This is a genomic window from Sphingomonas sp. IC-56 (assembly GCF_021043375.1).
GTDB lineage: Bacteria > Pseudomonadota > Alphaproteobacteria > Sphingomonadales > Sphingomonadaceae > Sphingomonas.
In genome coordinates this window covers 115,033-127,673 of sequence record NZ_JAJNDV010000011.1, presented here as the reverse complement: position 1 = coordinate 127,673, position 12,641 = coordinate 115,033, and the positions used below count along the sequence as shown (strand labels likewise).

Annotated in this window: 10 protein-coding genes; 4 read left to right on the top strand and 6 right to left on the bottom strand. The window is 65.5% G+C overall.

All coding sequences use genetic code 11. The annotated features are described in order from the left end of the window. The first annotated feature begins 242 nt into the window (after positions 1-242). Positions 243-728, top strand: coding sequence for a 5-(carboxyamino)imidazole ribonucleotide mutase (purE, locus tag LQ953_RS14505; RefSeq protein WP_231031641.1), 486 nt, complete (start codon positions 243-245; stop codon positions 726-728). After that, positions 725-1,810: a 5-(carboxyamino)imidazole ribonucleotide synthase gene (locus LQ953_RS14500; RefSeq protein WP_231031639.1), complete on the top strand. Its 1,086-nt coding sequence runs from the start codon at positions 725-727 to the stop codon at positions 1,808-1,810. Before purE ends, LQ953_RS14500 begins: the two co-directional genes overlap by 4 nt. A 15-nt stretch (positions 1,811-1,825) precedes the next feature. Here the strand turns inward: LQ953_RS14500 and LQ953_RS14495 are convergent, their stop codons facing one another. From LQ953_RS14495 to LQ953_RS14480, 4 genes are all read right to left on the bottom strand, one after another. After that, the gene (locus LQ953_RS14495) at positions 1,826-2,236 is read right to left on the bottom strand and encodes a hypothetical protein (RefSeq protein WP_231031637.1); all 411 of its coding nucleotides are present in this window, start codon (positions 2,234-2,236) and stop codon (positions 1,826-1,828) included. Positions 2,237-2,566: 330 nt separating this feature from the next. Next, positions 2,567-2,857, bottom strand: a complete 291-nt coding sequence (locus LQ953_RS14490) for a GIY-YIG nuclease family protein (protein ID WP_231031635.1) — start codon at positions 2,855-2,857, stop codon at positions 2,567-2,569. Positions 2,858-2,994: 137 nt separating this feature from the next. Then, complete coding sequence (locus LQ953_RS14485) at positions 2,995-3,294, bottom strand: hypothetical protein (protein ID WP_231031633.1); 300 nt, start codon at positions 3,292-3,294, stop codon at positions 2,995-2,997. Positions 3,295-3,305: 11 nt separating this feature from the next. Next, positions 3,306-6,179: a M16 family metallopeptidase gene (locus LQ953_RS14480; protein WP_231031631.1), complete on the bottom strand. Its 2,874-nt coding sequence runs from the start codon at positions 6,177-6,179 to the stop codon at positions 3,306-3,308. Between the two features lie 175 nt (positions 6,180-6,354). Between LQ953_RS14480 and LQ953_RS14475 the strand changes: the two genes are divergently transcribed. Continuing rightward, positions 6,355-7,608 carry an eCIS core domain-containing protein gene (locus LQ953_RS14475; RefSeq protein ID WP_231031629.1) on the top strand — a complete coding sequence of 418 codons (1,254 nt, stop codon included), beginning with the start codon at positions 6,355-6,357 and terminating at the stop codon, positions 7,606-7,608. A gap of 75 nt (positions 7,609-7,683) precedes the next feature. Continuing rightward, positions 7,684-10,263: an ATP-dependent chaperone ClpB gene (gene clpB / locus LQ953_RS14470; RefSeq protein ID WP_231031627.1), complete on the top strand. Its 2,580-nt coding sequence runs from the start codon at positions 7,684-7,686 to the stop codon at positions 10,261-10,263. Here the strand turns inward: clpB and LQ953_RS14465 are convergent. Both LQ953_RS14465 and LQ953_RS14460 read right to left on the bottom strand, forming a co-directional pair. Beyond that, positions 10,260-11,708, bottom strand: coding sequence for a tetratricopeptide repeat-containing sulfotransferase family protein (locus LQ953_RS14465; RefSeq protein ID WP_231031625.1), 1,449 nt, complete (start codon positions 11,706-11,708; stop codon positions 10,260-10,262). The two genes, clpB and LQ953_RS14465, sit on opposite strands and share 4 nt — an antisense overlap. Positions 11,709-11,780: 72 nt before the next feature. Further along, complete coding sequence (locus LQ953_RS14460; RefSeq protein WP_231031623.1) at positions 11,781-12,503, bottom strand: hypothetical protein; 723 nt, start codon at positions 12,501-12,503, stop codon at positions 11,781-11,783. Between the last annotated feature and the right edge of the window lie 138 nt (positions 12,504-12,641).

Genomic DNA, 12,641 nt, shown 5'->3' with positions numbered 1-12,641 from the left:
GAACAGCGCCGTACCCTCCTAGATCCTCCCCGAGCTTGGCTCGGGGAGGGGGGACCGCTGCCGAAGGCAGTGGTGGAGGGGCGCGCCGGGTTACCGGCGCGTTCCGCGCCGGCCCCTCCACCATCGCTGCGCGATGGTCCCCCTCCCCAGCGAGCTGGGGGAGGATCTTATAGGGGAGGATTGGGTTGCCCTCCCCTCCCTGCCCCACTAACAACCCTCGCTTCCGCAAGCATGGGGACAGCATGTCGGACGCACCTTCAGTCGGCATTATCATGGGCAGCACCTCCGATTGGGAGACGATGCGCCATGCCAGCGAGACGCTGGACGCGCTGGGCGTTGCGCATGAGACCAAGGTGGTGTCGGCGCACCGCACGCCGCAGCGCCTGTACGATTATGCGAACAGCGCGGCGGATCGCGGGCTGAAAGTCGTGATCGCCGGGGCCGGCGGCGCGGCGCATCTGCCGGGCATGGCGGCGGCGATGACGCATCTGCCGGTGCTGGGCGTCCCGGTGGAGTCCAAGGCGCTGAAGGGCGTCGATAGCCTGTATTCGATCGTACAGATGCCCGGCGGCATTCCGGTGGGCACGCTGGCGATCGGCAAGGCCGGGGCGATCAATGCCGGGCTGTTGGCGGCGGCGATCCTGGCGATCAGCGATGAAGCACTTACCGAGCGGCTCAAGGCGTGGCGCGCGGCGCAGACCGACAGCGTGGCGGTGGACCCGCAATGAGCGAGCACCCGGCAATCCTGCCCCCCGGCTCGACGATCGGCATCCTTGGCGGCGGCCAGCTGGGGCGGATGCTGGCAGTAGCCGCGGCGCAGCTGGGCTATCGCACGCACATCCTGGCGCCCGATGACGAGAGCGTCGCGGCGCAGACTGCGTCGAGCTTTACGCGGGCGGACTATCACAGCCGCATCGTGCTCGACGAAATGGCGGCGCAGGCCGATGTCGTCACCTACGAGTTCGAGAATATCGCGCTGAGCCCGGTCACCTACCTGGCGGGCAAGGTGCCGGTGCGGCCGGGCGCAAAGAGCCTGGAGATCGCGCAGGACCGCGCGCTGGAAAAGGCATTTGTCGGCGATCTGGGCGGGAAGACCGCGCCGTGGGCGCTGGTGACGACGCGCGAGGAATTGCTGGCGGCGGTCGCCAAGATCGGCGCGCCGTCGATCCTGAAGACGCTGCGGCTGGGCTATGACGGCAAGGGGCAGGTCCGCCTGCACGACGTTGCCGATGCCGAAGCGGCCTGGGCGGAGATCGGCGAGCGGCCGGCGATCCTGGAAGGGTTCGTGCAGTTTTCCCACGAATTCTCGATCATCACCGTGCGCGGGCTAGATGGGTCGCTGACCAGCTATCCGCCGCCCTGGAACGAGCATCGCGACGGCATATTGGCGCGCTCGAGCGTGCCGGCGCCGGCGGAGATCGCGCGGCACTGGACCGAGGCCGCGGCGCTGGCCGGGCGCGTGGCCGAGGCGCTGGGCCATGTCGGCGTGCTGACGCTGGAGTTCTTTGCGACGGACGACGGGCCGGTGTTCAACGAAATGGCGCCGCGCGTGCACAATTCGGGGCATTGGACGATCGAAGGCGCCGAGACCTCGCAATTCGAGAACCATATCCGCGCGATCTGCGGGCTGCCGCTGGGATCGACGGCGCTGACCGGCGCGAGCGTCGAGATGGGCAATCTGATCGGCGACGAGGCCGACGATTGGGCGAAGCTGCTGGAGGAGCCCGGCGTGCACCTGCACCTGTACGGCAAGGGCGATGTCCGGCCGGGCCGGAAAATGGGGCATTGGACGCGGGTGGTGCGCGGCTGAGTACGCGGCGGAGGGTCAGCCCTCCGCCTCTGCCTCGCCACACGCGGCCTTGTGCAGCGTGTAGCTGGCGAAGGGCTTTTCGGCGCCCTTCTTGTCGCGCGCCACGATTTGCCAGGTGAGGCGGTCCCCGGCGAGCCGCCAGCGGTTCACGTACGCCATGTCGGGATAATGATAGGTGATGTCGAACCCGCCCGGGCGGCTTTCACCGCGCCCCGATGCCGCGAAGGCGCCGCCGAAGCTGTCCGCCCAATAGCCGGTGATGCCGCCTGGCGCGGCGCCAGGCTGCTTGCCGGCACCGCCGAAGATCAGGTGCGCGGCATATTCGTCGTCCGGGTCTTCCACTGCGCTGCTCGCCACCTCGATCGCCAGCATCGCGCCCTGGACGATCGGATACACGGAGATGGCCATGCCGACAGGCTTGCGCATCACTTCGCCGCTCCCTTCCCAGCATCCGGATAAAGCGAGGACGGCGGGAGGGACCGGGGTGGCGCCTGGTTCGGCAGCGTGCGCGGGGGAAAGGGCCAGCGCTAGCGTGGCGGCACAGCAAAGCTTCTTGAACATCAGACCCCCGGTTTCGTGCTTCTGTTTAGAACCGGCGTGCAGGGGCGCAAGAGCCGGGTGCTGGGGCGGCATAGGGAGGGGGAAGCGGGACTCCGGGTCAGATAGGTCATGGCTTAGCAACCGGGCCGTCGTCCTGCGCCCCCTTTTTCTGATCCGGTCACCCCGGCCTTGAGCCGGGGTCCCGCTTCTTCTGCTTCAGGTCAGCGTGTCGAACAGGTCGCGCCACTCCGGGTTGCCGCGCTCGATCAGGGCGAACTTCCACTCGCGTTGCCAGCGCTTCACGCGCTTCTCATGCGCTATCGCGTCGGTGATTGCCGGCGCGTGCTCGGCCCAGACGAGGCGGTGCAATCCGTAGCGGTTGCAGAAGTCGGATCCGTCGCCTGTGCGGTGTTGGTGGACGCGGGCTGCGATGTCAGCGGTGACGCCGACATACATCGTGCCGCGGTAGCGGTCCGCCATGATGTATACCCAGCCGCCCTGGTCCATCGGTGCAGGAAGGAAGAAGCGGGGCCCCGGGTCAAGCCCGGGGTGACGAAGAGAGATCGAGGAGGCTCCGTTACATACGCAAAAAGGCCCGCCTCCTTGTGGGAAGCGGGCCTGTTCGTTTCAGCGCTGAGAAAGGCTCAGGCGCGGGTGCCGGTGATCGGGAAGCTGCCGAAGGCGCCTGCGGTCACGGTGCCGTTGAGGTTGTCGCCCTGCGCCGTCGCTTCGACGGTGAGGCTCATCGGCATCGGCACGGTGATGTCGAGCGTGAAGGTGAGCGTGTCACCGTTTACCTTGCCGTCCTTGATGTCGGTCGTGCCGAGGCCGCCCGAAAAGGTGCCGGTGAAGGTATCGCCGTTGCTCTGGACGCTGAGCGTCGCCTGCTGATCGCCCATCGGCGACTTGGTCACCGTGTTCCAGTTGCCGTCCACGTTCGCCATGCTTCTCTCCGTTATTTTGAGGCGGCGGTGGCGGAGGTCGCCAGCGCCGCTGCGGGAACCACCTCGACAGGGAGGCCGAGGCTGTCAAGCTGCGGCTTCACCTTCGCGGCGTCGCCCACCACAACGTAGACGAACTTGTTCGGGTCCAGAGCCGCGCGTGCCGCAGCGTCAAGTTGGGCGGTGGTCATGGTCCGATATTTTTGCGCAACCGTGTCGTAGAAATTGTCCGGGCGGTGGCGCAGATCGTTTTCCTGCAAGGCGCTGAGCACCGCGCCGCTGGTTTCGAAGCGGCCGGCAAGCTCACGAGTCGTGCCGTTGATCTCACGCGTGAGCTCGGCCTGGGTGACGCCCTTGGTGGTCAGGAAGTCGCGGACCTGCTCCTGGATCGCCTTGATCGAGTCCCCCGTGCGGTCGGCCTGGACCGGCGCGCTGATCGTGTAGGGTACCGCGCGCTCGAGCCAGTTATACCCGCCGCGTGCGCCGTACGACCAATGCTTGTTCTCGCGCAGTTCCATGTTGATGCGCGACAGGAAGCCCGAGCCCAGCACCTGATTGGCAGTGAGCTGAGGCAGCAATTCGCTGGCGGGGTCGAGCGACGTCATCTGGCCCGCGAGGATCAGCGACTGAGGCGAATCCGGACGGTCGACCAGCAGGATCTTGGGCGCGGACTGGCGCGCGGCGACGGTGAACGCCTTGGTCCCGGCCGTGCCCTGGCCCTGCCAATTGCCGAAGCGGGCGTTGAGCGCGGCCTTCACCTCGGCCAGCGGGCGGTCGCTGACGACATAGACCGTCGCCTTGTCCGGGCGGATCCAGGCGCGGTGCCAAGCGACCAGGTCGTCGCGGGTCAGCGCCTTGACCGCGGCGGGGTCACCCGAGCCGGCGGCGAGCTTGGCATACGGGTTACCCGCGCCATAGATCAGCGTCGGCAGTGCGCGGCCGGCGAGACCCTGGGGGCTGGTCAGTTCCTGGGCGATGCCGGTCAGCATCTGCTGGCGGACGCGCTCCACTTCCGCGGGTGCGAAAGCGGGGTTGCGGACCATGTCGGCGAACAGGTCGACCGCGCCGGCGAGGTTCGCGCTGGGAGTGGAAAGCGTCAGGTAGGTCCGGTCGGCGCTGCTGCCCGAGCCGATCTCCGCGCCCAGCCGCTCGCGCGCCTCGGCGATCGCGATCGAATCGCGGGTGGTGGTGCCTTCGTCGAGCAGCGACAGGGTAAGCCCCTGCGTGCCGAGCTTGGTGTTGGGATCGGAGACGACGCCGGCATCGAAGCTCATCGCGACTTGCGTGATCGGCACCGCCTTGCGCTGCGCATAGACCAGCTCGACGCCGTTCGACAGCTTGGTGCGGGACACGTCGGGGAAGTCGAGATCGGTGACCGCGGCCACATCGGGCATCGCGCCGCGGGTGCCCTTCACCGGCTCGGCCTGCGCTGCGGGAGCGGCGGCGGGCTTGGCGGCGGCGACGCCCTGTGCTTCCTGATAGGCCTCGCGCTGGCCGGGCTCGACCACGATGGTGAGCGCTGGGCGGGTCAGCCACTTGGCGCCGGCGGCCTTGACCTGGGCGGGGGTTACGCGGGCCATGGCCTCCAGCTGCTTTTTGAAGAACAGCGGGTCGTTGGAATAAAGTTCGCCCGAGGCGAGCGCGACGGCCTTGCCGCCGAAGCCGCCGACGGACTCCAGGCCGGAAATGCGGCTGGCGACGTTGGTGGTGGCGACGCGCTGGACCTCGTCAGCGGTGGGGCCGTTCTGGATCAAGTCGGCCATGATCGCGTCGAGGCGCTGCGACACGCTGGCGGCGTCGACGCCCGGCTTCACGATCGCCTGCACGGTGAACATGCCGAGCTGCGCCATCGATTGCACGCCGGCCGAGACCTGCACCACGCTCTTTTCCTTGCGGACCAGCGCATTGTCCAGACGCGAGCTGGCGAGGCCGCCCAGCACTTCCCCGAACACGTCGAGCGGGACGGCGTCGGCGTCGTTGAGGCCCGGCACCGCCCAGGTCTTGAGGATCATGGTGGCGGCGACGCGGTCCTTCATGGTGACCGTCTTGGGCTGCGCCAGGGTGGGCACGGTTACCGCGGGCAGGCGGCTTTCAGGACCCGCCTTGATGCCACCGAAATACTTCTCGACCAGCGGGCGCGCGGTCTTGGCGTCGATGTCGCCGGCCAGCACCAGCACGGCATTGTTGGGGCCGTAATGCGAGCGGAACCAGTTCTTCACGTCCTCAAGGCTGGCGGCGTCGAGGTCCTCCATCGAACCGATGACGTTGTGGCCATAGGGAGTGCCGCCGAGCAGCTCTTCGAGCACCTTGTAATAGACCAGGCCATAGGGCTGGTTGTCGCCCTGCCGCTTTTCGTTCTGGACGACGCCGCGCTGCTCGTCGAGCACCCCTTGCGTGATCGCGCCGAGCAGATAGCCCATGCGGTCGCTTTCGAGGAACAGCGCGCGCTCGAGCGCCTGCTTCGGCACCGTTTCGAAATAGTTGGTGCGATCAAAGCTGGTGGTGCCGTTGAAATCGGTGGCGCCGACCTGCTTCAGGGGCTCGAAGAAGTCGCCCGGCGCGTTCTCCGACCCGTTGAACATCAGATGCTCGAAGAGGTGCGCGAAGCCGGTCTTGCCCTTGGGCTCATGCTTGGAGCCGACATCGTACCAGGTGGACACCGCGACGATCGGCGCTTTGCGGTCGGTATGGACCAGCACCTTGAGGCCGTTGGCCAGCGTGAAGCTTTCGTACGGTACGTCGACCTGGCGGACGAGCGTGGCGACGGGCACCGGCTTGGCGGTGCTGGCCTGGGCTTGAGCCTGGGTCTGGGCGGTGGCGGCGGGCGTGAGCGTGGCAGTGGCGAGCGCGCAAGTGGCGGCGCTGCAGAACATCAGGAACGGCTTCATCGGATCCCCCGAAGGATGTGTGATGGCCGAGCATAACACGTGGGCACCCGCCCGCAAGCGAGCTTCGTGATTGCGGGTTCTTGCGCGGAAGACCGCTCCGTTATGGAGACAGCGCCGCCCCGCGCGGCTTGATCCGCCGGCCCAATGAAGCATGCTCGCCACTAGGGAGTACGACATGGCGGCATATGCGCAGCGCGAGGCGGACCGAGTGGCCAGGCCGGCGGCGGAGTCATCCCCGGGCCTTGCCGTTCACGATGACCTGAACGCCCGAAGCGCAGTGACGCAGGCCAAAGCGACCGCGGCACGACTGAACGCGCGGGCGGAAACGGTGCAGCGCAAGCCCAGCCGCAGCGACGGCCTGCCCGATCCGCTGCGCACCAACATGGAGGCGATGTCGGGCATCGCGCTCGACGATGTGCGGGTGCACCGCAATTCGGACAGACCGGCGCAGATGCAGGCGCACGCCTATGCGCAGGGGACCGACATCCATCTGGGGCCCGGGCAGGAGAAGCACCTGCCGCATGAGGCGTGGCATGTGGTGCAGCAGAAGCAGGGGCGGGTAAGGGCCACTGGGCACGTGCGCGGCGGAGTCGCAATGAACGACGACCCAAGTCTCGAAATGGAGGCTGATCAAAAGGGCGCCAGCGCTGCAACGCTTCAGGCCGCAGCTTCCGGGCCGGTATCTACGCGGCTCGGCGATGCGGTCCTACAAGCCGTCTGGATCAAGGATAAGAAGATCGCGCAACGATGGTATTGGCATCAGCCGATTGCCGGCGTGACCTGGCACAGTGACGGCAACGACTACTGGTTTGAAGTCGTCTCGGCTGAAGGGCAAGAGCTTCAGGAGTATGCAGGCGAGCAAAACAAGAGACCACACGCAGAGTGGAAGAGCCTTGGCGCCGAAGAGATCGAGGACGACATCTTCACTGATTCCGAAGATGAACTAGAGCCTCGTGTGCCTGGATTTCGGCTGACAAACAAACGAACAAAAAACGACTTAGCCGAGTTCGACCGCATTCGCTTGGTCAAAAAGAAAATATATGAAGACAAGACTGCCAAGTTTGATCAAGGCAAGGTCCCTGAAAGACATAGAAAGTCTAGAGAACAGCTAATTTCCAATTTCGTGGGAAAACAGATAGGAACAGGTATTACGAACAAATTGAATAGCATCGCTGTTGATTTAGCTGATTTAGGAGTGCGAGAACATGAAAAGTTGAACATGAACGAGAACGAGCTATTATCTTGGATAAAGAGTGTAGCGAAAATCAAAATCCTTCTGGCCGGGGAAGGGGAAGATCTAAGAGAGGCGCTTACACATAAGATCCTGGAACTACGCCAACAATTTCCCAACTGGACGATCACAGCGAAACTAGGGGACCCTACCGCAACCGAGGACAGCGACCGAATGCACAAGAAGTCGGTCCTGTAGCAAAAGAGGCTTTACAGCCCCCTTGTGTTGCACAATGGCAACACTACCTTACCCCCGTAACCAACAGGGGGACGTATGAACCTCGAGAAATTTTCTGACCGCGCCAAGGGGTTTCTCCAGTCGGCGCTGACCGTGGCGATCCGGATGAGTCATCAGCGGATCGCGCCCGAACATCTTTTGAAGGCGCTGCTCGAGGATGAGCAGGGCATGGCTTCCGGGCTGATCCAGGCCGCCGGGGGCGACGCGCGGCGTGCGCTTGCCGAGACCGATGCGGCGCTGGCCAAGATCCCTGCCGTCAGCGGCAGCGGGGCGCAGCAGCAGCCTGGGCTCGACAATGATCTGGTGCGCGTACTCGACACCGCCGAGCAGGTGGCGGCGAAGGCTGGCGACAGCTTTGTCACTGTGGAGCGGATGCTGCTGGCGCTGGTACTGGGCTCCACCACCGCCGCGGGCAAGGCGCTGGCGGCGGCGGGCGTGACGCCGCAGAACCTCAACGCCGCGATCGACAAGCTGCGCGGTGGGCGGACCGCCGACACGGCCGGTGCCGAAGACCGCTATGACGCGCTCAAGAAGTTCGCGCGTGACCTCACGCAGGCGGCGCGCGACGGCAAGCTCGATCCCGTCATCGGCCGCGACGAGGAGATTCGCCGCACGGTGCAGATCCTGGCGCGGCGCACCAAGAACAATCCGGTGCTGATCGGCGAGCCGGGCGTGGGCAAGACCGCGATTGCCGAGGGCCTCGCGCTGCGCATCGCCAATGGCGACGTGCCCGACACGTTGCGCAATCGCACGCTGATGTCGCTCGACATGGGCTCGCTGATCGCCGGCGCGAAATATCGCGGCGAGTTCGAAGAGCGCCTGAAGGGCGTGCTCGACGAAGTGAAGGCCGGCGAAGGCGACATCATCCTGTTCATCGACGAGATGCACCAACTGATCGGCGCGGGTAAATCCGAAGGCGCGATGGACGCGGGCAATTTGCTGAAGCCCGCACTCGCCCGCGGCGAACTGCACTGCATCGGCGCGACGACGCTGGATGAGTATCGGAAATATGTCGAGAAGGACCCGGCGCTCCAGCGGCGCTTCCAGCCGGTGTTCGTCGGCGAGCCGACGGTCGAGGACACGATCTCGATCCTGCGCGGGCTGAAGGAGAAGTACGAGCTGCACCACGGCGTGCGCATCACGGATGCGGCGATCGTGAGCGCGGCGACGCTTTCCAACCGCTACATCACCGACCGTTTCTTGCCCGACAAGGCGATCGACCTGATGGACGAGGCAGCGAGCCGCATTCGCATGGAAGTGGAGAGCAAGCCTGAAGAGATCGAGACGCTCGACCGGCGGATCATCCAGCTCAAGATCGAGCGCGAGGCGCTGAAGAAGGAAACCGATGCTGCGTCCAAGGACCGGCTGGCGACGCTGGAAGGCGACCTGTCCGATCTGGAAGCGCAGTCGGCCGAGCTGACCGGGCGCTGGCAGGCGGAAAAGGACAAGATCAACGCGGAGTCGCGCATCAAGGAACAGCTGGACGCCGCGCGCATCGAGCTGGAACAGGCGCAGCGTGCGGGTGATCTCGGCAAGATGGCCGAGCTGAACTACGGCACCATTCCTGCCCTCACGCGCCAGCTGGAGGAAGCGCAGGCGACCACCAAGGGCGCGATGCTGCGCGAGGAAGTGACCGCCGAGGATATCGCCGGGGTGGTGGCGCGCTGGACCGGCATTCCCGTCGACAAGATGCTGGAGGGCGAGCGCGAGAAGCTCCTCCAGATGGAGGCGCAGCTGGGCAAGCGCGTGATCGGCCAAGCCGACGCAGTGAAGGCCGTGGCGACCGCGGTGCGGCGTTCGCGTGCCGGCTTGCAGGACCCGAACCGGCCGCTTGGCTCGTTCCTGTTCCTGGGGCCGACGGGCGTGGGCAAGACCGAGCTGACCAAGGCGCTGGCCGAGTTCCTGTTCGACGATCCTAACGCGATGGTACGCATCGACATGAGCGAGTTCATGGAGAAGCACTCGGTCGCGCGGTTGCTGGGGGCTCCTCCCGGCTATGTGGGTTATGAGGAAGGCGGCGTCCTAACCGAAGCGGTTCGCCGGCGCCCGTATCAGGTGGTGCTGTTCGACGAGGTCGAGAAGGCACATGGCGACGTGTTCAACGTCCTGTTGCAGGTGCTCGACGACGGGCGGCTGACCGATGGCCAGGGCCGCACGGTCGATTTCTCGAACACGATCATCATCCTGACGTCCAACCTGGGGTCGCAATATCTGACCAACCTGGCCGATGGGCAGAAGGTGGAGGATGTCGAGCCGCAGGTGATGGAGATCGTTCGGGCGCATTTCCGGCCCGAGTTCCTCAACCGGCTGGACGAGATCATTCTGTTCCACCGCCTGGCCGCCGAGCACATGGCGCCGATCGTCGACATCCAGGTCGGCCGGGTCGCCAAGCTGCTCAAGGACCGCAAGATCGGCATCACGCTGAGCGACGCGGCGCGGGGGTGGCTGGGGCGCGTGGGATATGACCCGGTCTATGGCGCGCGGCCGCTGAAACGTGCGGTGCAGCGGTATCTGCAGGACCCGCTGGCCGACATGATCCTGCGCGGCGACGTGAAGGATGGGTCGATGGTGAGCGTGGATGAGGGCGACGGGGCGCTGAGGCTCAGCGTGGCCTAGTTTGTTCCTTTATAGGCATCCAGGAAAGGTTGAAGGTGCCGCCGATAGGGTTCGGCGGCACCCACGGCCTTGCGATTGATCGGCTCGCGAACCTGGGCAACACTCGCGGTGATAACCGCCCGTTCGGTCTTGTGCGGCGTGAAGACCGCAGGTTCGGGTGGCAGTCCGCAATGCGCCAGCAGCGCCGTGATTGCCGCGTGCGGTTCGCCCACCAACTCCTCATACTCGACGACCAACAGGCGATCGCCGAGCAAGTCGCGCCAGAAATCGAGCATTTCTCGCTCCAGAACGAGATGCCGCGCGAGCGAGTCTTGATCCCAGCTCCAAGCGACGCCTTCGCTGAAGAAGGTCCGGTAGCATGACCACGCGTTGTCGAGCGGATCCCGGCGTACCCAGACGAGCGGCGCGTCGGGCAGAATTGCCGAGATGAGACCCGCATAGCGAGTTGCGTTCAGCGTCTTGTCGACAACGCGCCCGCTGGCCCCGAACCGCGCCGCAAGCAGACCCAGATAATCGTGTGCCAAGACGTCCAGCCCCGGGGCGGCGCGCGCTGCCTCGAAATGCGCTGCGGAGACGCCGCCGATCTCGCCGGCAAGGATGTCGAACAGCTGGATCTCGCCGCCGCCTGCGACCGCCGAATGGCTGGACAAGATCTGCTCAACCAGGGTGGTGCCAGACCGTGGCGGACCAAACACGAAGATCGGGCGGTCGGTAGGCAGGTTCACGCGCTGCTTGATAGATCGCAGGGTACGCGCCTGGGCGACACTGCGCCGATCTGCCTCTGCATCATAGGGCCGAAGCTTCCGGACGATCTCCGCCCCCCCCGAAAAGGCGGCGAATGCGGCGTCATGGTCGCCGAGCGCGTGCTGCGCTGCGCCAAGCGCGTAGAGAAAAGGGGCTTGTTCCGTGGCGGGCGCGCTGCGCATCGTTGCCTGCGCATCAAGGACTGCTGGTGCCCACTCGGCGGGATCGGTTCGGCGCATCGCCTCGGCCAGGGAGAGCCAGGTCTGCCCGGATGTCGGTCGGGTATCGAGGACGGTGCGGAATAGTGTGCGCGCCTCCTCAAGGTCGCCGATGTTGAGCGCCAGCGTTCCTGCAAAATGCGCGCGCGTCGCGGGGTCGGGGAAGCCGGCGGGAAGTGCGGCCAGCGCGTGCCGCGCGTCCGCGAAGTCGCCGATCTGCGCAAGGACCGCGGCCCGCTCGAAGCGGGCTTGCGCTGCCCCAGCCGATTGGCGAACGAGGCGATCCAGGCAGGCACGTGTGTTCGCCAACGCGCCATTACGGCGGCTGACTTCAGCCAGTCCGCGCCACTGGGCACCCAGCGGAGCATCGATCGAGAGCAGGCGGGCAATGAGGCTATCAACCTCATGCCGGCGGCGCTGCGCCAGGGCCTGTTTTAGCTGTTGGAGAACGGCGGCAGCGCTGTCGTTGCGAAGGGTGGCCATGGCCGACCGTAGACATAAAAAAGGGGCGGCACCATGGGTGCCGCCCCTCCTGAAGTTGGTTCTCGCCTGAGCTTAGTCGCGCGAGGTCTCGCCGAAGCGGAGACCCAGCGTGAACCGCACATAGCGCGGGGTCTGATAGCCGATCACTTGGCCATAACGGTTGTTGGTCGATCCATCAGCGTTATCGCCGAACTCGTTGTAATCCAGCTTCGACTTGAAGTTGAACACGTTGAACACGTCGAGGCTGATGAAGCTGCCGGGCAGAGCGTTCAGATCATATTGAACGTTCACGTCGATCTGCTTGCGCCATTCGCTTTCGAAGCCCGTGCCGCGCTCCACCAGATAGCTGCCATTCGCCTCCGTGCGGTCCGAGAACTGCGGCTGGGTGCAGAAGAAGCTGGCTGCCTGATAAGCCTGCGCGAACACGTCGGTCGGGTGGACGCCGATGCACGAGAACTTGCGCGGCGATTCGAACAACACGTTGAAACCGAAGCGGAAGTTATCGGTCAGACCCACCGTGCCCCACAGCTTGAACTGGTGGTTACGCCCGTTGGCGAGCACACCATAAGCTCCGTCGAGCAGGCCGGGCTGGTCGAAGTCCTGCGTCAGGCCGGCATCGTCCTGACCATTGTCCGACTTAACCGCGCCTTCGTAGTTACCGCGCAGGCGGGTGTACGAGTAGGAGCCACCGATCGCCCAGTTGTTGCTCCAGGCCTTGTTGAACTGGAACTGCACGCTGTCGTAATTGCGGATCGCAGCCGGATAACCCAGATCGGCAGCGCTAAGCGTTGCCACTTCGCACTGGCGCGCAATCGCCGTCCAGACGAACGGTGATATCGGCGCCGGGGTTCGCGAGCACATACTGGTGGAAGCCAGTGAACGACGCGTCGCAACCGGTGATGCCCTCGCGATCGCAATAAGCGAGCACCGCGG

Excerpts from the sequence above, each read along its gene's own strand:
- purE (WP_231031641.1), top strand. The coding sequence starts at position 243 with ATGTCGGACGCACCTTCAGTCGGCATTATCATGGGCAGCACCTCCGAT.
- LQ953_RS14500 (WP_231031639.1), top strand. The coding sequence starts at position 725 with ATGAGCGAGCACCCGGCAATCCTGCCCCCCGGCTCGACGATCGGCATC.
- LQ953_RS14495 (WP_231031637.1), bottom strand. The coding sequence starts at position 2,236 with ATGCGCAAGCCTGTCGGCATGGCCATCTCCGTGTATCCGATCGTCCAG.
- LQ953_RS14490 (WP_231031635.1), bottom strand. The coding sequence starts at position 2,857 with ATGGACCAGGGCGGCTGGGTATACATCATGGCGGACCGCTACCGCGGC.
- LQ953_RS14485 (WP_231031633.1), bottom strand. The coding sequence starts at position 3,294 with ATGGCGAACGTGGACGGCAACTGGAACACGGTGACCAAGTCGCCGATG.
- LQ953_RS14480 (WP_231031631.1), bottom strand. The coding sequence starts at position 6,179 with ATGAAGCCGTTCCTGATGTTCTGCAGCGCCGCCACTTGCGCGCTCGCC.
- LQ953_RS14475 (WP_231031629.1), top strand. The coding sequence starts at position 6,355 with ATGGCGGCATATGCGCAGCGCGAGGCGGACCGAGTGGCCAGGCCGGCG.
- clpB (WP_231031627.1), top strand. The coding sequence starts at position 7,684 with ATGAACCTCGAGAAATTTTCTGACCGCGCCAAGGGGTTTCTCCAGTCG.
- LQ953_RS14465 (WP_231031625.1), bottom strand. The coding sequence starts at position 11,708 with ATGGCCACCCTTCGCAACGACAGCGCTGCCGCCGTTCTCCAACAGCTA.